At 69.6% G+C, this 24,033-nt stretch carries 24 protein-coding genes; 10 read left to right on the top strand and 14 right to left on the bottom strand.

Annotated features, from left to right (window positions below; genetic code table 11):
* The first annotated feature begins 47 nt into the window (after positions 1–47).
* From ASD23_RS13140 to ASD23_RS13150, 3 genes are all read left to right on the top strand, one after another.
* A complete protein-coding gene (locus ASD23_RS13140; protein ID WP_056011319.1) occupies positions 48–746 on the top strand; it encodes a type 1 glutamine amidotransferase domain-containing protein in 699 nt (232 codons plus the stop codon).
* 198 nt (positions 747–944) lie between these two features.
* Positions 945–3,071: an amylo-alpha-1,6-glucosidase gene (locus ASD23_RS13145; RefSeq protein WP_056011322.1), complete on the top strand. Its 2,127-nt coding sequence runs from the start codon at positions 945–947 to the stop codon at positions 3,069–3,071.
* A gap of 14 nt (positions 3,072–3,085) precedes the next feature.
* On the top strand, positions 3,086–4,153 hold the full coding sequence (locus ASD23_RS13150; protein ID WP_056011325.1) for a glycosyltransferase: 1,068 nt from the start codon (positions 3,086–3,088) through the stop codon (positions 4,151–4,153).
* A gap of 81 nt (positions 4,154–4,234) precedes the next feature.
* Here ASD23_RS13150 and ASD23_RS13155 read toward each other — a convergent pair whose 3' ends face one another.
* From ASD23_RS13155 to ASD23_RS13170, 4 genes are all read right to left on the bottom strand, one after another.
* Positions 4,235–4,675 carry an Hsp20/alpha crystallin family protein gene (locus ASD23_RS13155; RefSeq protein ID WP_056011328.1) on the bottom strand — a complete coding sequence of 147 codons (441 nt, stop codon included), beginning with the start codon at positions 4,673–4,675 and terminating at the stop codon, positions 4,235–4,237.
* A gap of 167 nt (positions 4,676–4,842) precedes the next feature.
* Entirely contained in the window at positions 4,843–5,274 is a 432-nt protein-coding gene (locus ASD23_RS13160) for a DUF6098 family protein (RefSeq protein ID WP_056011331.1), read from the bottom strand.
* A 62-nt stretch (positions 5,275–5,336) separates the two neighbouring features.
* On the bottom strand, positions 5,337–5,675 hold the full coding sequence (locus ASD23_RS13165) for a TFIIB-type zinc ribbon-containing protein (RefSeq protein WP_056011334.1): 339 nt from the start codon (positions 5,673–5,675) through the stop codon (positions 5,337–5,339).
* Positions 5,676–5,942: 267 nt separating this feature from the next.
* A complete protein-coding gene (locus tag ASD23_RS13170; RefSeq protein WP_022893778.1) occupies positions 5,943–6,149 on the bottom strand; it encodes a cold-shock protein in 207 nt (68 codons plus the stop codon).
* A 118-nt stretch (positions 6,150–6,267) separates the two neighbouring features.
* Between ASD23_RS13170 and ASD23_RS19400 the strand changes: the two genes are divergently transcribed.
* Complete coding sequence (locus tag ASD23_RS19400) at positions 6,268–6,390, top strand: hypothetical protein (protein ID WP_268753222.1); 123 nt, start codon at positions 6,268–6,270, stop codon at positions 6,388–6,390.
* Positions 6,391–6,551: 161 nt separating this feature from the next.
* On the opposite strand, the gene ASD23_RS13175 is transcribed toward ASD23_RS19400, so the two are convergent.
* On the bottom strand, positions 6,552–7,211 hold the full coding sequence (locus ASD23_RS13175) for a UdgX family uracil-DNA binding protein (RefSeq protein WP_056011337.1): 660 nt from the start codon (positions 7,209–7,211) through the stop codon (positions 6,552–6,554).
* A 146-nt stretch (positions 7,212–7,357) separates the two neighbouring features.
* The gene (locus ASD23_RS13180; protein ID WP_022893782.1) at positions 7,358–7,561 is read right to left on the bottom strand and encodes a cold-shock protein; all 204 of its coding nucleotides are present in this window, start codon (positions 7,559–7,561) and stop codon (positions 7,358–7,360) included.
* Between the two features lie 364 nt (positions 7,562–7,925).
* On the opposite strand from ASD23_RS13180, the gene ASD23_RS13185 reads away from it, so the two are divergent.
* The 3 genes from ASD23_RS13185 to ASD23_RS18630 are packed head-to-tail and all read left to right on the top strand — an operon-like array spanning position 7,926 to position 10,185.
* Positions 7,926–8,495: a VanZ family protein gene (locus ASD23_RS13185; RefSeq protein WP_056011341.1), complete on the top strand. Its 570-nt coding sequence runs from the start codon at positions 7,926–7,928 to the stop codon at positions 8,493–8,495.
* Positions 8,496–8,537: 42 nt separating this feature from the next.
* Positions 8,538–9,365, top strand: coding sequence for a sulfite exporter TauE/SafE family protein (locus tag ASD23_RS13190; protein WP_082571426.1), 828 nt, complete (start codon positions 8,538–8,540; stop codon positions 9,363–9,365).
* The gene (locus ASD23_RS18630) at positions 9,355–10,185 is read left to right on the top strand and encodes an NINE protein (protein WP_082571427.1); all 831 of its coding nucleotides are present in this window, start codon (positions 9,355–9,357) and stop codon (positions 10,183–10,185) included. The genes ASD23_RS13190 and ASD23_RS18630 overlap by 11 nt, the downstream gene beginning before the upstream one ends.
* Before the next feature lie 57 nt (positions 10,186–10,242).
* Here the strand turns inward: ASD23_RS18630 and ASD23_RS13200 are convergent, their stop codons facing one another.
* Genes ASD23_RS13200 through ASD23_RS13220 form a run of 5 tightly spaced genes read right to left on the bottom strand, consistent with a single transcriptional unit; the run spans position 10,243 to position 15,259 of the window.
* Positions 10,243–11,688: an Ig-like domain-containing protein gene (locus ASD23_RS13200; RefSeq protein WP_129232016.1), complete on the bottom strand. Its 1,446-nt coding sequence runs from the start codon at positions 11,686–11,688 to the stop codon at positions 10,243–10,245.
* The gene (locus ASD23_RS13205) at positions 11,678–12,523 is read right to left on the bottom strand and encodes a TIGR03943 family putative permease subunit (RefSeq protein ID WP_082571428.1); all 846 of its coding nucleotides are present in this window, start codon (positions 12,521–12,523) and stop codon (positions 11,678–11,680) included. The genes ASD23_RS13200 and ASD23_RS13205 overlap by 11 nt, the downstream gene beginning before the upstream one ends.
* Complete coding sequence (locus ASD23_RS13210) at positions 12,516–13,601, bottom strand: permease (protein WP_082571429.1); 1,086 nt, start codon at positions 13,599–13,601, stop codon at positions 12,516–12,518. The genes ASD23_RS13205 and ASD23_RS13210 overlap by 8 nt, the downstream gene beginning before the upstream one ends.
* Positions 13,598–14,827, bottom strand: coding sequence for an RNA polymerase sigma factor (locus tag ASD23_RS13215; protein WP_056011352.1), 1,230 nt, complete (start codon positions 14,825–14,827; stop codon positions 13,598–13,600). The genes ASD23_RS13210 and ASD23_RS13215 overlap by 4 nt, the downstream gene beginning before the upstream one ends.
* 15 nt (positions 14,828–14,842) lie before the next feature.
* Complete coding sequence (locus ASD23_RS13220) at positions 14,843–15,259, bottom strand: YciI family protein (protein WP_056011357.1); 417 nt, start codon at positions 15,257–15,259, stop codon at positions 14,843–14,845.
* Between the two features lie 125 nt (positions 15,260–15,384).
* Between ASD23_RS13220 and ASD23_RS13225 the strand changes: the two genes are divergently transcribed.
* Positions 15,385–16,506, top strand: a complete 1,122-nt coding sequence (locus ASD23_RS13225; RefSeq protein ID WP_056011359.1) for a carboxylate-amine ligase — start codon at positions 15,385–15,387, stop codon at positions 16,504–16,506.
* 176 nt (positions 16,507–16,682) lie between these two features.
* Here ASD23_RS13225 and ASD23_RS13230 read toward each other — a convergent pair whose 3' ends face one another.
* The 3 genes from ASD23_RS13230 to ASD23_RS13235 form a co-directional block, all read right to left on the bottom strand.
* On the bottom strand, positions 16,683–17,255 hold the full coding sequence (locus ASD23_RS13230) for a hypothetical protein (RefSeq protein WP_157377086.1): 573 nt from the start codon (positions 17,253–17,255) through the stop codon (positions 16,683–16,685).
* Positions 17,256–17,515: 260 nt separating this feature from the next.
* Positions 17,516–18,097: a hypothetical protein gene (locus ASD23_RS18895; protein WP_157377087.1), complete on the bottom strand. Its 582-nt coding sequence runs from the start codon at positions 18,095–18,097 to the stop codon at positions 17,516–17,518.
* Positions 18,098–18,213: 116 nt separating this feature from the next.
* Positions 18,214–19,941: an acyl-CoA dehydrogenase family protein gene (locus tag ASD23_RS13235; protein WP_200941715.1), complete on the bottom strand. Its 1,728-nt coding sequence runs from the start codon at positions 19,939–19,941 to the stop codon at positions 18,214–18,216.
* Between the two features lie 265 nt (positions 19,942–20,206).
* On the opposite strand from ASD23_RS13235, the gene ASD23_RS13240 reads away from it, so the two are divergent.
* Both ASD23_RS13240 and ASD23_RS13245 read left to right on the top strand, forming a co-directional pair.
* A complete protein-coding gene (locus tag ASD23_RS13240) occupies positions 20,207–21,940 on the top strand; it encodes an ABC transporter ATP-binding protein (protein ID WP_056011368.1) in 1,734 nt (577 codons plus the stop codon).
* Positions 21,937–24,015, top strand: a complete 2,079-nt coding sequence (locus ASD23_RS13245; protein WP_056011371.1) for an ABC transporter ATP-binding protein — start codon at positions 21,937–21,939, stop codon at positions 24,013–24,015. The genes ASD23_RS13240 and ASD23_RS13245 overlap by 4 nt, the downstream gene beginning before the upstream one ends.
* Positions 24,016–24,033: the final 18 nt, after the last annotated feature.

Consider the following 24,033-nt stretch of genomic DNA (forward strand, 5'->3'; position numbering starts at 1 on the left):
CAAGCACCAGCACCAGCACCAGCACCAGCACCGAAAGGGAACCCCCGATGAGCAGCATCCTCATGATCGTCACCGGCGCGAATTCGCTCACGATGAAGGACGGCACGCAGTATCCGACCGGATTCTGGGCCGAAGAGCTCGTGACCGCCCATCGCGACCTCGTGGCCGCCGGCCACGAGGTCACGATCGCCACGCCGGGCGGCGTCACCCCACCGGTCGACGCCGGCAGCCTCGACCCCGCGCAGACCGGCGGCGAGGCCCAGGCCGCCGAACTCTCGGCCTACCTCGACGCCATCGCCGCAGACCTCGCGGCGGCGATTCCCGTCGCCGACGTCGATGCGTCCGACTACGCCGCGATCGTGCTGCCCGGCGGCCATGGCCCCATGACCGACCTCGCGTTCGACGCGAACGTCGGCCGCGTGCTCGTCGCTGCGAACGACGCGGGCACCATCATCGCCCCGTTCTGCCACGGGCCCGCCGCCCTGCTCTCGGCGAAGCGCGCCGACGGCTCGAACGCGTTCGCGGGCCGGCGCCTCACGGTCTTCACCGACGAGGAGGAGCGAACCGGCGGCACCGGCGAGAACACGCCTTGGTGGGTCGAGTCCGCGCTGCGCGATGCGGGCCTCGTCATCGACTCGGCCGCGCCCTGGAGCGATCACGTGGTCGTCGACGGCAACCTGGTCAGCGGGCAGAACCCGCAGTCGAGCGCATCGGTGGCGCAGCAGGTGATCGAGGCGCTCGCCTGAGCAACTGACGGGCTGATCCGCCGGACGGAGCGGCGGAGCGTGGTCCTCGACCGCGCTCCGCCGTCGCGCGCTCACGCATCACGGCGCCGCTGTCAATCCCCTCGTGGCCGGGTCCGTCCGTGCGTACGGTGAGAATCCATGCGACCGGCGCCGTTGCGAGCATGGCGCCGGTCAGTCGCTCACCCGAAGGGCGGTCTCATGACGGGCTGGAACACGGACACGCTTGCTCAGCCGGCGGGAGCCGGCGCCATCACGATCGTCGAGGGCTCGTCGTTCTGCGTCTCGCACGCGAACGGCGACATCGTTCCCGAACTCCCGCATGGGATGTTCTTCCGCGACACCCGGCTCGTGTCGCGCTCGACTCTCCTCATCGACGGCGCTCCCATCGAACCCCTCTCGGCGATGACGCCCGAGCCCTTCCGGGCGCTCGTCGTCGGACGCGCCGGGCACCTCCCCGGTCGAGCCGACACCCCGCTCACCGTCGAGCGCGACCGCCGGATCGACTGCGGGCTCCGCGAGGAGATCACCATCCGCAACTACTCGCGCGTGCCGATGACCTGCCGGGTGGAACTCGCCCTCGAGGCCGACTTCGCCGACATCTTCGAGGTGAAGGAGGAACGGGCCGGCGGCGCCGCCCACCCGCTCGCCGCCGGCCCGGACGGCCGGCTGCGCGCCGAGTCGGCGAACGCACCCGATCGACTCGGGGTGGTCGTCACCGCCGCCGAGGCATCCGTCGACGCCCCTCGACTCGTGTTCGAGGTCGGCCTGCCTCCGCACGGATCCTGGACCCAGCGCATCACGATCACGCCGACGCTCCACGGAGAAGAGGTCGAACTCGACCCCGTCGGGGCTCCCCTGCACGAGTCGAGTCCGGCCCGCCGGCTCACCCAGTGGCAGTCGTCGATGTGGGTGCCGACGTTCGGCGACGACGACGTCGAGCGCATCATGCTGCAGAGTCAACGAGACCTCGGTTCCCTCCGGATCTTCGATCCCCGTCATCCCGAGCGGGCGGTGGTCGCCGCCGGCGTGCCGTGGTTCATGGCGCTGTTCGGGCGCGACTCGCTGCTCGCCTCGTACATGACGCTCGGCCTCGACCCGACGCTCGCCGTCGGCACGCTGCAGACCCTCGCAGAGCTCCAGGGCTCGAAGTCCGACCCGGCGTCCGAGGAGCAACCCGGCCGGATCCTGCACGAGGTGCGCCTCGGCGCCACCACGAACCTCGCCCTCGGCGGCGAATCGGTCTACTACGGCTCGATCGACGCCACGCCGCTGTTCGTCTTCCTGCTCGGCGAGCTCGCGGCCTGGGGCGCACTGCCCGACGACGACGACACCGAAGAACTCATCGCGGCGGCCGACCGTGCCCTCGAGTGGATCGAACGTGACGGCGATCGCGACGGCGACGGATTCGTCGAGTACGCACGGCTCAACGACTTCGGCCTGATCAACCAGGGCTGGAAGGACTCGTGGGACGGCATCAACTTCGCCGACGGCACCCTCGCGACGGCGCCGATCGCGCTCTGCGAGGTGCAGGGCTACGTGTACGCCGCTTACCGCGCCCGGGCGACGATCGCCGCAGCGCGTGGCGACGACGCCGGCAGCGACCGGTGGAACGCGAAGGCCACCGAGCTGAAGGCGCGCTTCAACGAGCGGTTCTGGATCCCGGAACGCCGGTGCTTCGCCGTCGCGCTCGACCGCGACAAGCGACCGGTCGACGCCTGCACCTCGAACATGGGCCACTGCCTGTGGAGCGGCATCGTCGACGACGACAAGGCCGCGGCGGTGGCCGAGCTGCTGCTGTCGGACACGATGTTCACCGGCTGGGGCGTGCGCACGCTCGCCTCCGACATGGGCGCCTACAACCCCGCGAGCTATCACAACGGCTCGGTCTGGCCGCACGACAGCGCGATCGTCGCCGCCGGCCTCATGCGCTACGGCTTCGTCGAGGAGGCGCACCGCGTCATCGTCGGGCTGCTCGACGCGGCGACCCACTTCGGCGGCCGACTGCCCGAGCTCTTCTGCGGGTTCGATCGCGGGCAGTACGCGGAGCCCGTCGTCTACCCGGCGTCGTGCTCGCCGCAGGCGTGGGCCGCCGCCGCGCCGTTCCTCCTGCTGCGCAGCATGCTGCGGCTCGATCCCTCCGTGCCCACGGGCGAGCTCTGGCTCGCTCCGGCGATCCCGCCCGAGTTCGGCGACGTCCACCTCGTGAACGTGCCGTTCGCCGGTACACGGGTGTCCCTCGATTTCGGCGGCGACGACACCTCGGTGACGGGGCTGCCCGACCACATCACCCTGCATACGGCCCCGCGCGGTCCCTCCCGCGCCTGAACTGGAGGTGTCCCATGCGAATCGGCATCATCGCCCCACCGTGGATCCCCGTGCCGCCACCGGCGTACGGCGGCATCGAGTCGTTCATCGACACACTGGCCCGGGCGATCGTTCGCACCGGCCACGACGTCGTGCTCGCGGCATCCGGTGACAGCACCTCGCCGGTCGAGCGCCTGCCCGGCTTCCCTCCCTCGGGCTCCGACACGATGGGCCTCACGACGCACGAGATGCGGCACCTCATTCGCGCCTACGCGCAGTTGGACGACGTCGACGTCATCGTCGACAACACGCTCGCGGGCCCGATCCTGGCCCGCACGGCCGCCATGGCACCGGTCGTCACGATCGCGCACGGACCGTTCATCCCGCTCGTGCAGGAGCTGTACGGCGCCGCGTCGCCCGACATGGCGTTCGTCGCCATCTCCCACCACCACGCCTCGACCGCCGGCTCGGTGCGCATCGCGCGCGTCATCCACCACGGCATCCGCGTCACCGACGTGCCGATGGGGCCGGGCGGCAGCAGCGCCTGCTTCGTCGGCCGGATGAACCCCACGAAGGGCGTCGTCGAGGCGATCCGCGTGGCGGAGCGCGCCGGCATTCCGCTCCGCATCGCCGCGAAGATGCGGGAGCCGGCCGAGCAGGCGTACTTCGCCGAGGCCGTGCGCCCACTGCTCGGCCGGAACGCGGAGTACATCGGCGAGCTGTCGACCGCCGAGACGTGCGCGCTCATGGGCGAGTCGTGCGCGCTCGTCAACCCGATCCAATGGGACGAGCCCTTCGGCCTCGTGATGATCGAATCGCTGGCCACCGGCACTCCCGTGGTGGCGACGCCGCGCGGCTCGGTTCCCGAACTCGTCGACGACGGCGCGACCGGCTTCGTCCGATCCGGGATCGACGAACTCGCGTCCGCACTCGTCGACGCCGCCGCGCTCGACCGGACGGTGTGCCGGGCGCGGGCGCAGGCCCGCTTCACCGACGCCCGGATGGCCCGCGACTACCTCGATCTCTTCGCCGACATGCTCACGGCCGACGTGCCCACGGCCGGCGCGCTCACGGCCGACCGACCGATCCGCCGGACGGCGTGAATCCGGCGCGCGCACGACGGAGGCCCGCCCGCCATTCGGCGAGCGGGCCTCCCGTGGTGCCGTGTCGGCTCCTCGCGAGCGTCAGCTCGACGAGCCCGCGGTCACCTGTTGCTGCTCGGAGTTCGGCGAGCTCATCACCTCGACCTTGCGGGGCTTCGCGCGCTCGCTCATCGGGATGATCACGCTCAGCACGCCGTTGTCGTAGTGCGCGCTGATGCCGGCGGTGTCGATGCCCTCGCCGAGGGTGATCTGGCGAAGGAACGAACCGCTCGGTCGCTCGTGCGCGAGCCACTTGACCTCGCCGTTGGCGCGCAGCGTGCGCTCGGCGCGGATCGTGAGCAGCTGACCGTCGACGTCCACGTCGACCGAGCCGGGGTCGACGCCCGGCAGGTCTGCGGCGAGCACGTAGTGGTCGCCATCGCGGTGCAGGTCGATCGGCATCACCCGCGGCCCCTGTCGCGAATCGAGCATGTCCGCAGCGAGGCGGTCGAGCTCACGGAACGGGTCCCACATCATGGCCATGACTTCTCCTCCCTGTCGCCGCCGAAGCGGCAGATTCTGGAGTTGAGCCCCTTCGACTCAACTACGTCCAGATTAGCACTCTCCTCTTGCGAGTGCCAAGACTGTCGCGAGTCGAATCCGGCGCGATTGAGGCGCGAACACGCGCGAGCACTCGCGGACCGCGCGCCCTATTCCGGCCCCCGGCCCGCATCGAACCGAGTGCGATATCTCGCCTTCGCCTCGTCGAGCAACGCGTCGGACAGCCGCACGACGGGCTCGACGTCGGCGAGCAGCGGCTCCGAGTCCGGGCCCCTGCCGACGATGCGCCCGCGCAGCACCCAGGCGAACCGCTCGGGGTTCCGCTCACGCAGGTGCTTGTACTGGCAGAGCTGCCTCGCGAGCCAGTCGGCGCGCTCGCGAGTCCACCACGGCTGCGGGTCGAGCGGATTCACCGACAGCCCTGGCAGCTCGAGTCCGCTCTCGGTGTCGATGCTCGCCTCGTCGCGATCATGCTCGAATCCCTCGGAATACCGCACGTGGAGTCCGGGCATCCGCCCGACGAGCGCATCGAGTTCGTCGAGCGAGTCGAGCTCCGGGAGCTCCGCGTCGAGCGCGTTCATGGCGCGATGCTAATGCCGGCCGTTCGCGGCCGACAGCGGGTTGACGAGTCGGTCCGCCGGGATCAGTCGAAGAGCTCGGAGAGCCAGCTCTCCTTCTTCTTCTTGCGGTAGCCCTGGTCGCCGTACCCGCGGTTGTCGTACCCCCGGTTGTCACCGCGGTTGTCGTACCCGGACTGCTGGTACGACGGCTGGCCGTAGGCCGGCGCCTGCGGCTGCGTCGGCGGAGCGGGCGGAGCAGGTGCGGCCTGGGTGGGAGCCGAGAACTCGCGCGCCGCGCGCTCGACGATCTTGTCGAGTTCGCCCCGGTCGAGCCACACGCCGCGACACGTCGGGCAGTAGTCGATCTCGATGCCGCTGCGTTCGCTCATCACGAGCACGGTTCCGTCGGTGGGGCACTGCATTGGGGGCTCCTTCTTCGGGGCCGACCGGGATCGATCGGGGTTGTTCGACGAGTCGAGCCTAGGGATCCAAGCTTTGAAGAAGCTCCGGACGGGTGTCGAAAGAGGCAGGAGTGCCGAGTCGACCGGCAGAGCACGAACCCCCGGAAATGCACAGAGCGGATGCCGCGGCGCCTGCCTCACGAAGAGGCGGCTGCCGCGACATCCGCTCGTGGATCGGGTGCCAGCGCGCTCAGCGCACCGGCACCCGATCGAAAGGGATGCGAGAACTTACGAAATGACCGTGATGTTCTCAGCCTGCAGGCCCTTGGGGCCGCGGGCGGTCTCGAATTCGACCTTCTGGTTCTCCTCGAGCGAGCGGTAGCCGCCCGATGCGATCGCGCTGAAGTGCGCGAAGACGTCGGCCGAGCCGTCGTCAGGAGCGATGAAGCCGAAGCCCTTGTCGGCGTTGAACCACTTGACGGTTCCGGTAGCCATATTCTTTTCCTTCTGTAAAGCCGAGCCGCCGAAGCGGCTGCGACGTGCACGGCCTCAGGCCGTGCAGGGTTCCGACGGCGACGTCCGCCGCCGGAAGTTGGTGGTGCGAGCAAGTCGCATGGAGTTCGTGCCCGGGTACGAGACGAAACGGCCCGGCGTGCGAGACGCCGCGATCAGTGACCTGCGGGAGGAACCGGTGCGGGGCTTCGTCGCCGTCATCGCACCGAGTGCTTCGGCGTGAGAGATGTTGCTTCGTCCCGACTGGTCATCGGCTTCCCAGCCGTGTCACGTGGGAGAGAACCCCACTGCAGATGACTCCACCCTAGTCGCTTCTCATGTGCAAGCGCTGGGAAATCTCCAGATGCGTTCGAAGTCGTGCCCAGATCCGTCGGCCGAGCCACTTCACCAGGCCACGGATGCCGCGGTGCGGAGGTCCTCGACGAGGCGTGCGAATGCCGCCTCGCGGTCGGCGGCATCATCGATGCGGAGCAGCGCCGACGGGTGCGTCGTGACGACGGTCGGGGCGGGGAGCGCCGACGGCGGCGCCGTGGGGTCGGGCGGCAGCACCCGGCCCCGTACCTGCCCGATGCGCACCGTTCGTCCGAGCACCGCTCGAGCGGCCGTCGCGCCGAGCGCCACGACGACGGCCGGGTCCACCGCCTCGAACTCCGCCTCGAGCCAGGGATGGCACGCGACGATGTGGGCGACGGCCGGCTTCTCGTGGATGCGTCGCTTGCCGCGACGCTCGAACCGGAAGTGCTTGACGGCGTTCGTCACGTACACGCGATCACGAGGGATGCCGGCAGCGTCGACGGCATCGGCGAGCACCCGTCCGGCCGGACCGACGAAGGGCTCGCCCTCGACATCCTCGCGATCGCCCGGTTGCTCACCGACGATCATCATCGACGCGGTGTCGCGTCCGCGCGAGAAGACGACCTGCGTGGCGTCCCGCCAGAGCTCGCAGCCGCGACAGGATGCTGCGGCGACCCGGAGTTCGTCGAGTCCGCCCTCGGCCGGCACCCACTCTTCGGCACCCGGCCGCTCGACGTCGTCAGCACCCATGCGCAACACGGTACGCACGCTCGGCCGATGCGGCGAGGGGTTGCGCACTGGGCCGCGCCGCGCCCGGACCCGGCACGACGCGCGCCGGGCATGACGAACGCCCCCGCAGCCTGCGCTGCGGGGGCGTTCGAGTGGTGCGCCTCGGCCTAGAGGCCGCGGATGTTCTCGGCCTGCAGACCCTTCGGGCCCTGTGCGACCTCGAATTCGACCTTCTGGCCCTCTTCGAGCGAACGGTAGCCGTTGCCCGAGATGGCGCTGAAGTGCGCGAAGACGTCGGCCGAGCCGTCGTCGGGAGCGATGAAGCCGAAGCCCTTTTCGGCGTTGAACCACTTGACGGTTCCGGTTGCCATACTGCTGTCCTTCTGTCCTATGGGCTGCTGGTGCGGCCCGATGCGATCGACGGTCGATCGCTGCCCCGCGCGGCGGGTTGCCGACGGAGCGGGGGGCGAGGGGCGGGAGTGCGCTCAGGCATCCGCCGTCTCGTATCGGGTCATGCCACGCGGATCGGTCCGCCTCCGGGCAATCGGGTGGAGGCACGGGCGAGTGCCCGCTTGATGGAGGAATCAGTGAACATACCCTATCGGGTGACGTTCAGGTTCACAGGCTACGCGACCGAATCGTGACATTGGAAGTCCTTGTGCCGAAATTCATCGCCATCGAGGAAACCCGGCGAGATGTCAGAGTGCTCGCAGCAAATGGGTGGAGAATCGGGGCATGAACCGCCGCCCCCTCGGTCTCGTCGCTGCTGCGTACGCAGCAGCGGTGCTCTGGGCGACGATCGGTCCCGCGCCGTGGCGCACGGCCGGGCATCAGCTCGAGGGCGGCATCCTGAATCCCGATGCCTGGACGGCTCCCGTCACGTGGACCACCGGCTACCTCTCCGAGATCGCCTTCAACGTGGCGATCTTCCTGCCGGTCGGCGTGCTGGCGGCGCTCCTCATCCCCCGCCGGCGCTGGGTGCTCGCGATGCTCGCGGGCTTCGCGTTCACCGTCGTCATCGAGCTCGTGCAGGTGCCGGAGCCCACGCGCATCTCCGATCCTCGCGACCTCGTGATGAACACGGCCGGCGCGGTGCTCGGCGTGCTCGTCGTCGTGCTCGCCCGCGGTGTCCGGCGGGCCGGGCTCGTCGCGGCGGCGCTGGTCGAACTCGTCCCCGAACGCTTGGTCGAGCTGGTCCCCGAACGCTTGGCGGATGCCGCGGCGCCCGTCGTCGCCCGGCACGACCCCGTCGCGCACGCACCCGAGCCCGCCCTGGCCACGGCACAGGTCGACCGCGCGGCGTAGTCGCGCCGGTATCGGCCGCGGTCGCGCCAGTACAGTAGGCGGGTGACTTCCGCCGACTCCGCTCCTGCCGAGACCGATCGGCGCGCCGGATGGGTGCGTCTCGCCGTCATCGGCGCGGTCGGCGGCCTGCTCTCGGGTGCCTTCGGCGTCGGCGGCGGCATCCTCATGGTTCCGTTGTTCGTGATGTTCGCCGGCATGGACCAGCGCCGCGCCTCGGCCACGTCGCTGGCTGCGATCGTGCCGACGGCCATCGTGGGTGCCATCACCTACTTCCTCAACGGCGAGGTCGCCCTGATCCCCGCACTCTTCGTCGCCGCGGGCGGCATCATCGGCTCGTGGGTCGGCGCGCGACTGCTGCGTCGTCTCCCGCTCGGCTGGCTGCGCTGGATGTTCATCGCCCTTCTCGTCGCCGTCGCGGTGCGCATGCTGCTCTTCGTGCCCGAGCGCGCCGCGATGCAGCTCGAGCTCGACGCGCTCACGATCATCGGCATGGTCGCGATCGGACTCGTCATCGGCGTGGCATCCGGTCTCTTCGGCATCGGCGGCGGTCTCGTCATGGTGCCCGCGTTCATGCTCTTCTTCGGCATGAGCGACCTCGTCGCAAAGGGCACGTCGCTCGCCGTGATGATCCCCACCGCGATCAGCGGCACCATCACGAACGCCCGCGGGGGCATCGTCGACCTGCGCGCGGGCGTCATCGCCGGCGTCGCGGCGACGGCGGCATCGTTCGGTGGCGTGGCCCTCGCGCACTTGATGTCGCCGGCGGTGTCGACCTGGCTGTTCGCGGCCCTCGTCGTGATCGCCGCGGTGCAGCTCTCGGTGCGCGCCATTCGACAGCAGAAGAAGGAGAGGAGCGAACGTGTCGCTTGAAGCCGGTTGGTACGACGACGAATCCGATACCGCGCTGCTGCGCTACTGGGACGGCACCGCCTGGACTCCCCACACTGCCGCGAAAGCTGCGGATGCCGCGCCGAACCCCTTGCCCGCGCCCTCGCCCTCGCCCGGCGCGGCCCTGACGCCGCCCGCAGCACCGGGCGCCCCGTTCGCCCCCTCGACCGCGTCGACCCCGCTCGGCGGACCTCCGATCCCCGCTTTCGGTGCGGCCCCCGCCTTCGACGACATCGACGAGTCGACGACGGCTCGGCCGATGGGCTCCCCGGCACCGCAGCCCCCCGCAGCCGCTGCGCCTCCGGCCGCTCCTGCGTATCCCATCGCCGCCCCGGGCGCGTTCCCGCCGCCGCCCGCCGCGCCGTCGGAGTTCCCGTCCTACACGCTGCCCGCCCCTCCGGGCTACGCCCCCCTGCAGGAGCAGACGACCGCGCCGCTCCCGCCCGGGTACGCCGCGGCGCCCGGGCCGCAGTTCTCGTACGAGCCGTACCGCACCACGGGTCGCACCTTCGTCGCGACCTGGCTGTTCGCGCTGCTGCTCGGCTTCTGGGGAGCCGACCGCTTCTACCTCGGCAAGATCGGCACGGCGATCGCGAAGCTCCTGACGCTCGGCGGCCTCGGCGTGTGGGTGCTCGTCGACCTGCTGCTCGTGCTGACCGGTTCGCAGCGCGACCGCGAGGGTCGCGAGCTCGAGGGGTACCACGAGCACAAGCGCACCGCGTGGATCGTGACGGGCGGGCTCGTCGCACTGTCGGTGATCTCGAGCCTCGTGGCGAACGTCGCGGGCCTGCTGGTGCGCTGACCGGCCTCGCTCGTACCGAGCTCCAGCCGCTTCAGTCGTCTCCCCGAGCTCCGGGGTTCAGTCGCTGCACCACTCCGAGAAGCCGCCGACCGCGCTCATCACCGTGCGGCCGGTCGCGATCTCGACCACCGTGGTCATCATCTCGGTGAAGCCGGGATTCTCGCGGTACCCGTCGACCGTTCCCGCCTGGGGAGACTGGGCGACGGCCACGAACTGGGCGTTCGGCGAGACGCAGTACTCGCGGATCAGGCTCGCCTCATCGGCCGGCGCGAACACCTCTCGCAGCTCACCGTCGTCGTCGACCTCGGCGAGGACGGAGCTGCGCACGTTGCGATCGCCCTCCACGGTCGCCGCGACGAGCGAGATGAGGTACCGCGAGCGTCCATCGAGCATCGTGATCGGGCCCGGGTAGACGTGATCCGCGATGTCGGCCGAGGCGAGCTCGAGCGTCGTGGAGCTTCCGTCGGCCAGGTCGAAGCGCACGCCGCGATCGGGGTCGGCGACGATGAGCTGGGTCGTGCCCGGCACGAAGCCGCGCAGCTCGGTGTGCACGCCGAGCGGCGACGGCTGCTGCTTCGCGATGACGTCGACGACGAAGACCGACTGCTCGAAGTCCTGCACCACGACGGAGGTCGTGCCGGGAACGAACATCCACGACGAGACGTGCGACTTCTCGCCGTCGAGGCCGAGCACCGGCAGCAGCTCCATGCCGCCGTTCGTCGAGAGGTCGATCGCGATGAGCTCGCGGTCGAAATCGCGCACGCCGTCGATCTCGGGCGAGCTGAGCACCAGGGCGGCGAGCGGGTTCGTGGTCGAGACCGCGAGATCGCGGATCGACGCGCCCCTGGGGATTCCGAACTGCTGCGGCTCTCCCTGGCGCATGTCGGTGACGAAGAGCAGGTTCGATCCGTCGTCCTCGATGGTCACGGCGAGCAGCAGGTCGCCGGAGTGCGCGAACTCCTGGATGCGCGGCGCTTCGAACACGGTCTCGGGTTCGCCGCCGTCGAGCGGCTTGCGCTGCACGACGTCGGGCTCGCCCCGGTCGCTGCGGCGGATGAGCGTGTACAGGTCGGTCCCCGGCGTCGTGAACTCGTATTCGAGCGTCGCCGGCGTGGGCTGCACCGCACCGACGACCCCGGGAACGCGCACGGTGTAGTCGGTCGCGTGGGCGAGCGGTGCGTCGAAGGTGAGCGTGATCGTGCGATCGTCGATCTCGGCGGTCACGGCCGCCTCGGGTTCGATCACGATGCCGGCCTCATCGAGCGATGCGACGGACTGGTTCACCTCGAGGGTCAGCTTCTGGCCTGCGAGCACGGTCGTGCGCTGCACGTCGAGTTGCGCGTCGTTCAGCCGCGGTCCCTGGGCGATGTTCGCGAACGCGAGCCATCCGACCGCCAGCGCGAGCACCGCGATGCTGCCGGCGAGCCGCCTGGCGAATGCGCTCGTGCCCCGCGCTCCGGATCCAGCACCGGGCTCAGCGGGGAGCAACTCGTCAGAAGACATAGGGGTCACTCGGTTCCTCGATGCGATCGAGTTCATCGGGCACCAGCACGAGCGGATCGGTCGCGGACCCGGCCGGGTTCGCGGTCAGCGCTCCGGATGCCTCGACCCACTGATCCGCGTCGTACTCCTCCTCCCATCCGGGAAGGTAGACCGGTACCCCGACCGGCTGGGCATCGATGGCGCAGTGCGTCACGACGAACCTCGTGATGTAGAAGACGTTCTCGGAATCCTCGGTCGATGCGAGCACGAACCCGCTGACGTCGACGGGGGTGCCGGTGTAGGTGTCGACATCGGGGTTCTGTCGGAGGAGGACGGCCCAGTCCTTCACGGTGAAGCTCGAGGTGTCGCCGCCGACGAGGGCGGCGCCGTCCCGATCGATCGCCGATGCCTCGCTGTTGATGCTGCGCTGGGATGCGACGGCCGAGGTCAGCGTCGCTGGCGGGAGCACGAGAAGTGCCACGGTCGCGCCCACGATGATGAACGCGGTCTGCGCCGTGCGGATCCTGCCGGGCGGTGCCGACGGTGCGTGCTCGTGCGCGGGTTCGGGCCGCGTACCGCGGACGCGCGCGCGGGCGTGGGGCGTCGGCGTCGGCGTCGGCGTCGGCGTCGGCGTCGAGACATCCGACTCGCTCGCATGTTCGTCGTCGAGCGGCGGCCAGGCGAACGCGGCGACCACGAACACGGCACCGATGATCGCCATGAGGATCGCGAACCACGACGAGGCCGGGTTGATGTACAGGCCGAGCTGATCGGTCAGCGCGAGCCATACCGTGGCGACGATGCCGACGAGGGCGAGCACGATGCCCTGCCACCGCGCGATGAGTCGTCTACGCAAGGGTGTTCACCGCCAACCCGAGGGCAGCGCTCGCGAGCCCCACCACGACGGTGACCTGCACGAGCGTCTTGGCCGTGAACGTCGTGCGCATGAGCGCGAGCATCTTGACGTCGATCATCGGACCGAACACGAGGAAGGCGACGATCGCGCCCGGCATGAACGTCGAGCCGAACGCGAGGATGAAGAACGCGTCGACGTTCGAGCAGATCGCGACGACGAAGGCGAGCGCCATGAGCGCGAACACCGACAGGATCGGGTTCTGGCCGAGCGTCAGGAGCACGTCTCGGGAGACCGTCACCTGGATGAGGCCGGCGATCGCAGATCCAACGAAGAGTGCCGGCATCATCGCCGCGGTCTCCTTCGCGAACATGTCGACGCTGCGCCGGCTGCGCGAGGCGGGCACCTCGTCGTGGGCGTGGGCGCAGCTTGCCTGGAACTTCGGAGTGAGCAGGCTCATGGGGCTCGGGTGCCGGCTGTAGATCCAGCCGATGAGGTTCGCGATGACGAAGCCGCCGAGGATGCGCGAGACGAGGATGCCGTCGGACCAGCCGAACGCCTGGTACGTCGTGATGATCGTGACCGGGTTCAGGATGGGGGCGGCGAGGAGGAAGGTCATCGACTCCCCCACCGTGAGTCCGCGGAGGATCAGGCCGCGCGTGAGGGGCACGTTGCCGCACTCGCAGACCGGCAGCAGCACGCCGAGCAGCGAGAGCGTCACTCGTCGCACGACGGCGTTCTTCGGCAGATGGCGCAGCAGGAATCCGTCGGGCAGCCAGACCTGCACACCGATCGAGAGCAGGATGCCGAGGAAGACGAACGGCACGCTCTCGATGATGACGCTGATCGAGAGCGTGAAGAAGTCCTGCACGGTGTTCGAGAGCAGGTCGCCGAGCGCCTCGGGTGCGAAGACCCGGATGCCGACGAAGAACAGCACGAGGCCGAGGCCGAGCGCGAGACCGAGGCCGGCGCGGCGCGGCGGTCGCTCGATGGCACCGTGGTGGTGCTGGCGCCCCGACGTGTGCGGTCGTGCGGGCGAGCGCTGATCGCGGCGCGCGTCACGGAGTTGGGGGCGACTCATCCGCTCCAGCGTAGACGTTCGCTCTTCGCCGCGAGGTAGCGCTGTTCCGGGCCGTTCAGCGTGCGGCGTGCCGCTTCGGTGAACGCGAGCGACGCGGCATCCGTCGCCCCCGACAGCTCGAGCAGGTGCCCGCGCACCGCCCACGTGCGGTGGTGTTCGGCGAGTGCGCCGTCGGTCGACGACTCGGATGCCTCGAGCGCCGCGAGACCCGCCTGGGGGCCCTCGACCATGGCGAGCGCCACGATCCGCCCGAGCGAGACCATCGGTCCGGGGCTGAGCCGGCCGAGCAGCTCGTAGAGACCGAGGATCTCGATCCAGTCGGTGCCGGCCGTGGAGGGCGCCTCGTCGTGCACGGCGGCGATCGCGGCCTGCAGTTGGTACGGGCCGATCGGTGCCCGGTCGAGCACCTCGGTCACGAGGGCGACGCCCTCGCCGATCATGGCTCGGTCCCAGCGGGAGCGGTCCTGCTCGTCGAGCGGCACGAGCGCGCCCGCGGCGTCGGTCCGCGCCGCCCGGCGGGCATCGGTGAGCAGCATGAGGGCGAGGAGGCCGGTCGTCTCACCCGAGGCATCGGCGTCGGCCTCCCGCAGCTGCCTGGCGAGTCGGATGGCCTCGGCCGAGAGGTCCACGCGTGCGAGATCATCGCCGGAGCTCGCCGTATGCCCCTCGGTGAAGATCAGGTACAGCACCTGGCGGAGCGCCGCGAGCCTGGCCTCGAGCTCGGGCGGCCGCGGCATCCGGAAGCCCTCGTCGCTCGCCCTGATGCGCGCCTTCGCCCGCGAGATGCGCTGGGCGACGGTGGGCTGAGGCAGCAGGATCGCACGGCTGATCTCGGCGGTCGTGAGCCCGCCGACGGCGCGGAGCGTGAGGGCGAGCTGCGCCGGCCGGTCGAGCGCCGGGTGGCAGCAGAGCAGGAACAGGGCGAGCGTGTCGTCGACGGCGGTCACGTGCGCGGGCTCGGGTTCGAGCTCGACGGCGCGCGCCTCCCGTCGTCGACGGGCGACATCCGATCGCACTTCGTCGATGTACCGCCGCGACGCCACGCGCACGAGCCATGCGCGCGGGCTGTCGGGCACCCCGCCCGTCGGCCACTGCTCGGCGGCGGCGATGAGCGCCTCCTGCATGGCGTCTTCGCACGCGGCGAAGTCGCCGTACCGCCGCACGAGCACTGCGAGCGCGGATGGTGCGGCGGCTCTCAGCGCCCGAACGGCGTCGGCGTCAGGCATCGGGGTTCACGTCTCTCACACGTCGGGGCCCGATGCCATCTCGAGTACCGGGCGCACCTCGACGAGACCGAACTGCGCCTCGGGGAACCGGCCGGCGATCTCGACCGCCCGCGCCTCGCTCTCGCAGTCGACGAGGTAGAAGCCGGCGAGCAGCTCCTTCGTCTCGGCGAACGGGCCGTCGCTCGCGACCGCGCCGTCGCCGCCGTTCGTGACGCGCTTGGCGAGCGAGATGTCGGCGAGCGCCTCTGCCGCGATGACCTCGCCGCTCGAGGCGAGCTCGGCGCTGATCGCCTCGTAGAACCCGTAGCCCTCGGCCTGCTCCTCGGGCGTGAACGCATTCCACACGGCGCGCGACTCGGGGTTGCTGTAGATCTGGATCAGGTCTTCATCGGAATCGCTCCTTCGATCTGGGAGGCTGAACCGCGCTCCCACCAGTATGTCGAGGCTGTGTGACGGATTTCGACAGCATGTTCCCTCCGTCCGGAAGGGGGGTTGACACCGCTCTCACGATTGAGGAGAGTTCGAGCGTCTGCATCGTGCTCAGGGAGGGGACTGCGGTGGCGGTAGTCTCCACGTTCGGCATCGAAGAGGAGTTCGTCTTCCTCGACCCCGAGACGCTTCGCCCGGCGGATGTCGCGGAGGGTGCGTTCGACCACCTCCACGCGCGCCCGGAGTTGGCCCGCATCACGCACCGCGAGTTCCTCGCCTCCCAGGTCGAGCACGCCTCGGCGGTGTTCACCTCGACGGATGCCGCGCACAACGCCCTCGTGGGCTTCCGTCGCGAACTCGCAGCAGAGGCTGAGCGGCTCGGCGTCGTCATCGCGAGCGTCGGCATGCCGCCCGACGCGTACGGCTTCCCCACGGTCACCGACCTGCCGCGGTACCTCCGCATCGTCGAAGACATGGGCGGCGTCATCGCCGACCATCAGATCCAGGGCCTCCACGTGCACGTGGGGGTCGCCGACCACGATGACGGGATCCGCGCCCTCAACGTCACGAGGACCTGGCTTCCGCTCTTCTCGGCGCTGACCGGCAACTCACCGATCTGGCGCGGACACGACACGGGGTTCGAGAGCTGGCGCAACGTCGCCCAGCGGCGCTGGACCACCACCGGCTGCCCCCCGATCTTCCGCGACGGCGCCGACTACGATCGGCGCCTCGAACGACTGATCGGCGTCGGCGGCATGAAGGACCAAGCGATCATCATGTGGAACGCCCGCCTGTCGTCGCACGTGCCCACGGTCGAGATTCGCGTCGCCGATGCGCAGCTCGAGGCATGGTCTGCGGTGCTGCTCGCGGCGCTCTTCCGCGCTCTCGTCGCGTGCGTCGTCGACGAGTCGCTGGAGAGCGAGGCCGCGGTGAAGCCGACCTCGGAGGCTGCTCCCGGCCCCGAGTTGTTGAACGCGTCGCTCATGCACTCGGCGCACTCCGGGCTGAGTGGCACGGTGCTCGACCCCGTGCTCGCCGAGCTGCTTCCCGCGGCAGAGGTGATGGAGCGGTGCATCCGCGTGCTGCAGCCGGGGCTCGAGGCGGCAGGGGACCTCGCGCTCGCACGCGAGGGAATGGCACGACTGCTGCGCGAGGGCACCGGCGCTGCCCGGCAGCGCAGGGCGTTCGCCGCCGACGGCGTGCAGGGCCTGGGGAAGCTGTACGGAGAGAGATTCGCGGCTGCGGGATGACGCGGGCGGCAACCGGGCACGACAAAATCCGCCGCCTGCGTCACATCGCCTCACCCATCGCCGAGTCGGCGGCATTTTGCAGGACATCGTGTCTCACCGGTCCATAGGCGGGCCCGAGCACGCTCTCGTCCTGAAAAATGTGCAGGCCCGCGCCACCGCCGCCGCGGCGCGCCGGATCAGCAGCCAGGACCGGACGGGTTCGCGTTGCAGTCGCCGTCGGTGAGCACGGTGTCGAAGTCACCGACCAGCACGGGCTGAGGGTCTCCGGCGACGGCCAGCGTGCCGGCGATCGCGCGCCAGCCGGAACCGGCGAACCGGTACTCGGCACGCAGCACGACCTCGAGCGCGACGCTGTATTCGCCGGAATCGGCGTACACGTGGCTCGTTCCCGTCGTCGTGAACTCGCGCTGCCCGAGCGTCGCCCACGTCGCACCCGGCGCACCGCTCTCGACGACACCCCCGTCGCTGTGCCGCCACCGGTATCCGACCGGTGTGAACCGCACGTCGGCGGGCTGGCCGAGCAGGGTGCCCGAGACGACCTGCACGGATGCCGCGGCCACGAAGTTCGCCGGAAGGTCCTCGACCGCCCAGCCGCCGGGCTCCATCTCGTTGCCCGGCTTCGCGGGGACGAAGGACGCGATATCGCGGAGCGTGACGACGACGGGCGGGGCTGGCGCAGCTGGGTCTGGGGGTGTCGTCGGTGGGGCCGCGCAGAGCTGGGCGTTCAATGGGCTGCAGTTCTCGGGCATTGTTGGTTTGGTTTCGTTGACTGTTGTCGGCTCATCGACCTGCGGCGGACTCTGCTCCAATTGGCCGTCCTCAATCCGGGGCGAGGAGGTCGAAGGACCGCCTTCCTCGGTCTCCGCCCATATGTCGACGTGAGAACCATCGATGGCTCCGCTTGAGTCAGCAACGCACCCGCCTGCCTGAATCTGAGTGAGTGTGCATGCCAAGGCGGGAATCGGAACGGCGACGATAGCACCCGCCATCACCGTTGCAACGAGGCCGATCAGCAGAAGTCGTCGCCGGTCCACAGGTCACTCTTCGTCAGCTTCAGGCCGTCCGGCTCCGCCCCTGCGAACACAAGTACAAGCGGAACCTCGGTATCGCGATCGACTGGCGTGATGTCTTTTCCGTCAGCGTCAACGATCCGCGTCGTGCCGACTCGCACACATCCATAGATGGTGACTTCCGCTTGCCCTTCATGCGTAGACGACTCAACAAGCGACGTGGTGTCGATCGAGTTTCGGCCGGTTACTCGATAGCCATGATCGGCGAGATCCTCATAGTCTGCGATCGCAACTATCGAGTACTCCTCAGAGACCACTTGAAGTAGACGTTCAGGATCGTCGCCTCCATCTTCACCTATCTGCGCAGCAACTTTGATGTAGCGCTCATACGCCTCAACAGCCGCCGCGAGTGCCTCCTCATCGGAGGCGAAGATCGGCTCCGCGGCATCCGACGACGGACTCGGCGACGGCGTCGGTGCATTGCCGACGCAACCGCTCAGCAGCAGCGCGAGGGCACCGGCTGCGGCGAGCGCGGCGCCGACTCGCGGTCGGGATCGGCGCATCGGTCGGGAGAGGGACATGGCGAACACCCTAGGCGAGCATCCGGCGCCCGACGACGGATTATCCACAGGGCAAGGGCCGCAAGCCACAGGGACGCAAGGCCACAACGCCACAACGCCACAAGCCGAGGGCACCCTCACGCCCGGGCGAGGATCCCCGCGACATCCGCCCCGCGCGGCAGCACCCCGTACTGCCGCCCGCCCTCGTCGCCGAGGCGCGTGCGCACGAACGCATCGGCGACACCGCCCGGCGAGTACCGCAGCATGAGCGAGCCCTGCAGCACGAGGGCCAGCCGCTCGGTGAGCTCCCGTGCGAGGAGCGGGGCGCCCGCGGCATCCGTCGCCGACAGCTCGCGCACGAGCGATCGCGCCGCGTCGAGTGCGGCGTCGAAGACCAGCGACTCCCCCGCCGCCGCCCCGACCTCGGCGAAGAACGCCTCGAACGCCTCGGGCTCCCGCGCGAGCACGCGCAGCACGTCGAGCGCGATGACGTTGCCCGAGCCCTCCCAGATCGCGAGCAGCGGCTGCTCCCGATAGCGGCGGGCGAGCGGGAACGCCTCGGTGTACCCGTTGCCGCCGAGGCACTCGAGGGCTTCGGCGGCGTGACCGGCACCGCGCTTGCAGACCCAGTACTTCGAGACGGCCGTCGCCAGCCGGCGGAACGCCTGCTCGGCGCCATCCGCATCCTCGTCGTACGAGCGCGCGAGCCGCATCGCGGTCAGCGTCGCCGCCTCTGACTCGACCGCGAGATCGGCGACGACCGCGCTCATCACCGGCTGGTCGACGAGCAACGCACCGAATGCGCTGCGGTGCCGCACGTGCCACGCCGCCTCGGCGACGGCCTGCCGCATGCCCGCCGCCGAGCCGATCACGCAATCGAGCCGGGTGCGCGTCACCATCTGCACGATGGTCGCGACTCCCCGCCCCTCCTCGCCGATGAGCCAGCCGGTCGTGCCGTCGAGCTCGATCTCGCTCGAGGCGTTCGACCGGTTGCCGAGCTTGTCCTTCAGCCGCTGGATGCGGAACACGTTCCGCGACCCGTCGGGCAGCACGCGCGGCACGAAGAAGCAGCTGAGCCCGTGCTGCGCCTGCGCGAGCACGAGGAACGCGTCGCTCATGGGCGCGCTGCAGAACCACTTGTGCCCGGTCAGTCCGTACTCGGCGCCCCACGACGCCGCGCCGCTGCTCGAGCCGGAACCGCCCCGCCGCTCCGCGCGCGTCGTGTTCGCCCGCACGTCGGAACCGCCCTGCTTCTCGGTCATCGCCATGCCCACGAGCGCCGACTGCTTCGTCGTGCCACCGCCACCGCCATCACCGCCGAGCCCGGGCTCGTACGCTCGGCTCAGCAGCCGCGGCATCCATTCGTCTCGCAGGCCGGATGCCGCGAGCTCGAGCGTCGGCACCGCCGCGTGCGTCATCGACACCGGGCAGGCGTGCCCCGGCTCGACCTGCGCGAACAGCAGGAACGCCGCCGCGCGGTCGACGTTCGCACCGGGGCCGGGCGCCGCAGATGCGCTCGTGTGCGCCCCGGCCGCGACGGCCGCGCCGATCACCCGGTGGTAGGCGTCGTCGTACTCGACTTCATCGACGCGACGGCCCCACCGATCGAAGGCCTGCAGCACGGGCGGGTGGGTGTTCGCGCGCTCGGCGTCGCGCTGGAAGGCCGAAGACCCGACGTGCGCGCCGATGCGCACCAGCTCCTGAGCGGATGCCTCGGCGGGAGCGGATGCCTCGGCCTGAGCGGATGCCTCGGCGCCGCCGCGACCCCATCGCGCGACCGCCTCGACGAGCGGCACGTTCGATGTGAACTCGTCGACACCCTCGCGGGCGGGCACCTGGTTCTCGACCTCATGGGTGTTGATCATCACGACCTCCGCGCCCATTCTCGCGCCTCTGCAATGTGCTGATGGCCGCGAATTTCGCTCTCGGTGAACGTCGGGGACGGATGACCCACTCTCGCTTGCGTCGCCCCGCCCACCGTGTGAGGCTGTATCGCTGCAATGTCGTACGGGGGTGCGATGCTGCAGGTCGAGCGAGGGGTGTGGCTGCCCTGGCTGATGCCGTGCGCGCAGGAACGCGCCTCGGCAGGCGGTGTCCGCTCGACTCATCACTCCTCACAATGGAGACGCCATGCTCGGAAAAATCCTTGTCCGCTACCTGAAGCCCTACAAGTGGCTCCTGCTCGGGGTGCTGATCTTCCAGTTCATCTCGGCACTCGCCACCTTCTACCTGCCCCGCCTCAACGCCGACATCATCGACAACGGCGTCAGCAAGGGCGACACCGCCTACATCTGGTCGACCGGCTCGTTGATGCTCCTGATCTCCCTCGGGCAGATCACGGCGTCCATCATCGCCACCTACTTCGCGGCTCGCGCCGCGATGGGCGCCGGCCGCGACATCCGCGACCACGTCTTCGAGCGCGTCTCGGCGTTCTCGGAGCGCGAGGTGTCGAGGTTCGGCCCCGGCTCGCTCATCACCCGCAACACGAACGACGTGCAGCAGGTGCAGATGCTCGCGATGATGGGCGCCACGATGCTCGTCACCGCGCCGATCCTCGCGATCGGCGGCGTCATCTTCGCGCTGCAGCAAGACGTCGGCCTGAGCTGGATCATCGCGGTCGCGGTGCCCACGCTGCTCATCATCGCGACGATCGTCATCAGCCGCATGGTGCCGCTCTTCCGCAGCTACCAGCACAAGCTCGACAACGTGAACCGCATCATGCGCGAGCAGCTCACCGGCGTTCGCGTCGTGCGCGCCTTCGTGCGCGAGCCCATCGAAGAGGAGCGCTTCCGCGGCGCGAACACCGACATCATGGTCGTCGGCCGCAAGGTCGGTTCGCTCTTCGTGCTGCTCTTCCCGCTGTTCATGCTCGTGCTGAACGTCACGGTGGTCGGCGTCGTCTGGTTCGGCGCGTTCGCCGTCGACGCGGGCGAGGTGCAGATCGGCACGCTGTTCGCATTCATGCAGTACGTGATGCTCATCCTCACCGGTGTGCTCATGGCGAGCTTCATGACGATCATGATCCCGCGCGCCGCCGTCTCGGCCGAGCGCATCGGCGAGGTGCTCGACTCGACCTCCACGCTGGCCCGCCCCGAGAACCCGGTGACGGTCTTCCCGACGCCGGGTGCCGTCGAGTTCACGGATGCCGCGTTCACCTATCCCGGCGCCGAGCACCCCGTGCTCTCGGGCATCACGTTCGGCGCAGCGCCCGGTGAGACGGTCGCGATCGTCGGATCGACGGGCGCCGGCAAGACGACGCTCATCTCGCTCATCCCGCGTCTCTTCGACGCGACCGGCGGCAGCGTGAAGGTCGGCGGCGTCGACGTGCGCGAAGCAGATCTCGACCACCTCTGGTCGTCGATCGGCCTCGTGCCGCAGCGTCCGTTCCTCTTCACCGGCACGGTCGGCTCGAACCTCCGGTACGGGCGTGAAGACGCCACCGACGAAGAGCTGTGGCACGCGCTCGAGATCGCCCAGGGCCGCGACTTCGTCGAGGCGATGGACGGCAAGCTCGACGCGAAGATCTCCCAAGGCGGCACGAACGTCTCGGGTGGCCAGCGCCAGCGGCTCGCGATCGCCCGCGCGATCGTGCACCGGCCCGACATCCTCGTCTTCGACGACTCGTTCTCGGCGCTCGACCTCACGACCGACGCGAGACTCAGGCAGGCGCTCTGGCGTGAGCTGCCCGAGGTGACGAAGATCGTCGTCGCGCAGCGCGTCTCGACCATCACCGATGCCGACCGCATCGTGGTGCTCGACGACGGCGGCATGGTCGGACTCGGCACGCACGAACAATTGCTCGAGACCTCGCAGACCTACCGCGAGATCGTCGAATCCCAGCTCGGAGTGGAGGCCGCACGATGACCGCACAGACCCCGCTCTCCGCAGAAGAGCAGATCGAGATCGAACTCGGCGAACAGGCGCGCATCAACGCCGACGACTGGAGCGGCGCCGTCGCACCGGGCAAGGCGAAGAACTTCGGGCAGAGCTTCGGCCGTCTCATCGGACTGCTGAAGCCGCACGCATTCGGGTTCACCCTGGCCTCGGTCCTCGGCGCCCTCGGTGTCGTGCTCACGGTGTGGGCGCCGAAGGTGCTCGGCGAGGCGACGAACATCATCTTCGCCGGCGTCATCGGCCAGCAGCTGCCCGCGGGCACGACGACCGAGCAGGCCGTCGACGCACTCAGGGCCTCGGGTCAAGACGACCTCGCCAACGTCGTCGCGACCGCGGGCGTCGTGCCCGGTGAGGGCGTCGACTTCGTGCGCCTGAGCCAGGTCATCATCCTCGTGCTCGCGCTGTACATCGTCGCGTCCGTGCTCACCTGGGTGCAGGGCTACGTCATCAACGTCATCATGGTGAAGACCATGTGGCGCCTGCGGGAGTCGGTCGAGGCGAAGATCAACCGCCTGCCGCTGAGCTACTTCGACAAGGTGCAGCGCGGTGAGCTGATCTCGCGGGTCACCAACGACATCGACAACATCACGCAGGCGATGCAGCAGTCCCTCTCGACCGTGGTCACCTCGGTGCTCACCGTCGTCGGCGTGCTCATCATGATGTTCACGATCTCGTGGCAGCTCGCGCTCGTGGCGCTCGTCTCGCTGCCGCTCATGGCGGTCATCTTCGGCATCATCGGCCCGAAGTCGCAGAAGGCCTTCGGCATCCAGTGGCGCAAGGTCGGTCGACTGAACGCCCGCGTCGAGGAGTCCTTCTCGGGTCACGCCCTCGTCAAGGTCTTCGGCCGCGAAGAGGACTCGCGTGCGAAGTTCAAGGCCGAGAACCAGGAGCTGTACGAGGCATCCTTCAAGGCGCAGTTCCTGTCGGGCATCATCATGCCGGGCATGATGTTCATCGGAAACCTCACGTACGTCGGCATCGCGGTGCTCGGCGGGCTCATGGTCTCCACCGGGCAGTTGCGTCTCGGCGACGTGCAGGCGTTCATCCAGTACTCGCAGCAGTTCACCCAGCCCCTCTCGGAGCTGGGCGGCATGGCTGCCGTGGTGCAGTCGGGCACGGCCTCGGCCGAGCGCGTCTTCGAACTGCTCGACGCCGACGAGCAAGAACCCGATGCAGCGGATGCCCCGGCGCCCGCCGATGGCGACGGCACGATCGCGTTCGAGCACGTCGCGTTCTCGTACACGCCCGAGCGTCCGCTCATCACCGACCTGTCGTTCCAGGTGGAGCCGGGGCAGACGGTCGCGATCGTCGGCCCGACCGGTGCCGGCAAGACGACGCTCGTGAACCTCATCCTGCGGTTCTACGAGCTCGACGCCGGCCGCATCCTCGTGAACGGCCAGGACATCGCGGACCTCACGCGCCACGACGTCCGTGCACGCACGGGCATGGTGCTGCAGGACCCGTGGCTGTTCGCGGGCACGATTCGCGACAACATCCGTTACGGCCGCCAGTCGGCGACCGACGACGAGGTGCTGGCCGCGGCGCAGGCGACGTACGTCGACCGCTTCGTGCACTCGCTGCCCGACGGGTACGACACCGTGCTCGACGAAGACGCGTCGAACGTGTCGGCCGGCGAGAAGCAGCTCATCACGATCGCTCGCGCGTTCGTGGCGCAGCCGTCGGTGCTCATCCTCGATGAGGCGACCTCCTCGGTCGACACGCGCACGGAGCTGCTGCTGCAGCACGCGATGGCGGCGCTCCGCGAGGGACGCACGTCGTTCGTGATCGCGCACCGCCTGTCCACCATCCGCGATGCCGATCTCATCCTCGTGATGGAGCACGGCGACATCGTCGAGAAGGGCAACCACGACGAGCTCATCGCTGCGAAGGGGGCCTACTACCGCCTCTACAACTCGCAGTTCGAGCAGGCGGCGACCGACATCGACGCCGAGCTCGAGGCGATGGACGCGGCGACGGCCCCGGGCGGCGAGGCGGACTCGTCGGCCGGCGAGCCCGAGACCGAGACCGACGACGCGATCGTCTAGGACCAGCACGACGATGCC

The organism is Agromyces sp. Root1464 (assembly GCF_001427265.1).
Taxonomy (GTDB): Bacteria; Actinomycetota; Actinomycetes; order Actinomycetales; family Microbacteriaceae; genus Agromyces; species Agromyces fucosus.

Bases quoted from the DNA above. Each gene is read 5' to 3' on its own strand.
- ASD23_RS13215 (WP_056011352.1), bottom strand. From the start codon at position 14,827: ATGCCTGACGCCGACGCCGTTCGGGCGCTGAGAGCCGCCGCACCATCC.
- ASD23_RS13245 (WP_056011371.1), top strand. From the start codon at position 21,937: ATGACCGCACAGACCCCGCTCTCCGCAGAAGAGCAGATCGAGATCGAA.
- ASD23_RS13140 (WP_056011319.1), top strand. From the start codon at position 48: ATGAGCAGCATCCTCATGATCGTCACCGGCGCGAATTCGCTCACGATG.
- ASD23_RS13175 (WP_056011337.1), bottom strand. From the start codon at position 7,211: ATGGGTGCTGACGACGTCGAGCGGCCGGGTGCCGAAGAGTGGGTGCCG.
- ASD23_RS13170 (WP_022893778.1), bottom strand. From the start codon at position 6,149: ATGGCTACCGGAACCGTCAAGTGGTTCAACGCCGACAAGGGCTTCGGC.
- ASD23_RS19400 (WP_268753222.1), top strand. From the start codon at position 6,268: ATGGAGTTCGTGCCCGGGTACGAGACGAAACGGCCCGGCGTGCGAGAC.
- ASD23_RS13145 (WP_056011322.1), top strand. From the start codon at position 945: ATGACGGGCTGGAACACGGACACGCTTGCTCAGCCGGCGGGAGCCGGC.
- ASD23_RS13180 (WP_022893782.1), bottom strand. From the start codon at position 7,561: ATGGCAACCGGAACCGTCAAGTGGTTCAACGCCGAAAAGGGCTTCGGC.
- ASD23_RS13210 (WP_082571429.1), bottom strand. From the start codon at position 13,601: ATGAGTCGCCCCCAACTCCGTGACGCGCGCCGCGATCAGCGCTCGCCC.
- ASD23_RS13185 (WP_056011341.1), top strand. From the start codon at position 7,926: ATGAACCGCCGCCCCCTCGGTCTCGTCGCTGCTGCGTACGCAGCAGCG.
- ASD23_RS13200 (WP_129232016.1), bottom strand. From the start codon at position 11,688: ATGTCTTCTGACGAGTTGCTCCCCGCTGAGCCCGGTGCTGGATCCGGA.
- ASD23_RS18895 (WP_157377087.1), bottom strand. From the start codon at position 18,097: ATGTCCCTCTCCCGACCGATGCGCCGATCCCGACCGCGAGTCGGCGCC.
- ASD23_RS13240 (WP_056011368.1), top strand. From the start codon at position 20,207: ATGCTCGGAAAAATCCTTGTCCGCTACCTGAAGCCCTACAAGTGGCTC.
- ASD23_RS13155 (WP_056011328.1), bottom strand. From the start codon at position 4,675: ATGGCCATGATGTGGGACCCGTTCCGTGAGCTCGACCGCCTCGCTGCG.
- ASD23_RS13150 (WP_056011325.1), top strand. From the start codon at position 3,086: ATGCGAATCGGCATCATCGCCCCACCGTGGATCCCCGTGCCGCCACCG.
- ASD23_RS13160 (WP_056011331.1), bottom strand. From the start codon at position 5,274: ATGAACGCGCTCGACGCGGAGCTCCCGGAGCTCGACTCGCTCGACGAA.
- ASD23_RS13165 (WP_056011334.1), bottom strand. From the start codon at position 5,675: ATGCAGTGCCCCACCGACGGAACCGTGCTCGTGATGAGCGAACGCAGC.
- ASD23_RS13230 (WP_157377086.1), bottom strand. From the start codon at position 17,255: ATGCCCGAGAACTGCAGCCCATTGAACGCCCAGCTCTGCGCGGCCCCA.
- ASD23_RS13235 (WP_200941715.1), bottom strand. From the start codon at position 19,941: ATGATCAACACCCATGAGGTCGAGAACCAGGTGCCCGCCCGCGAGGGT.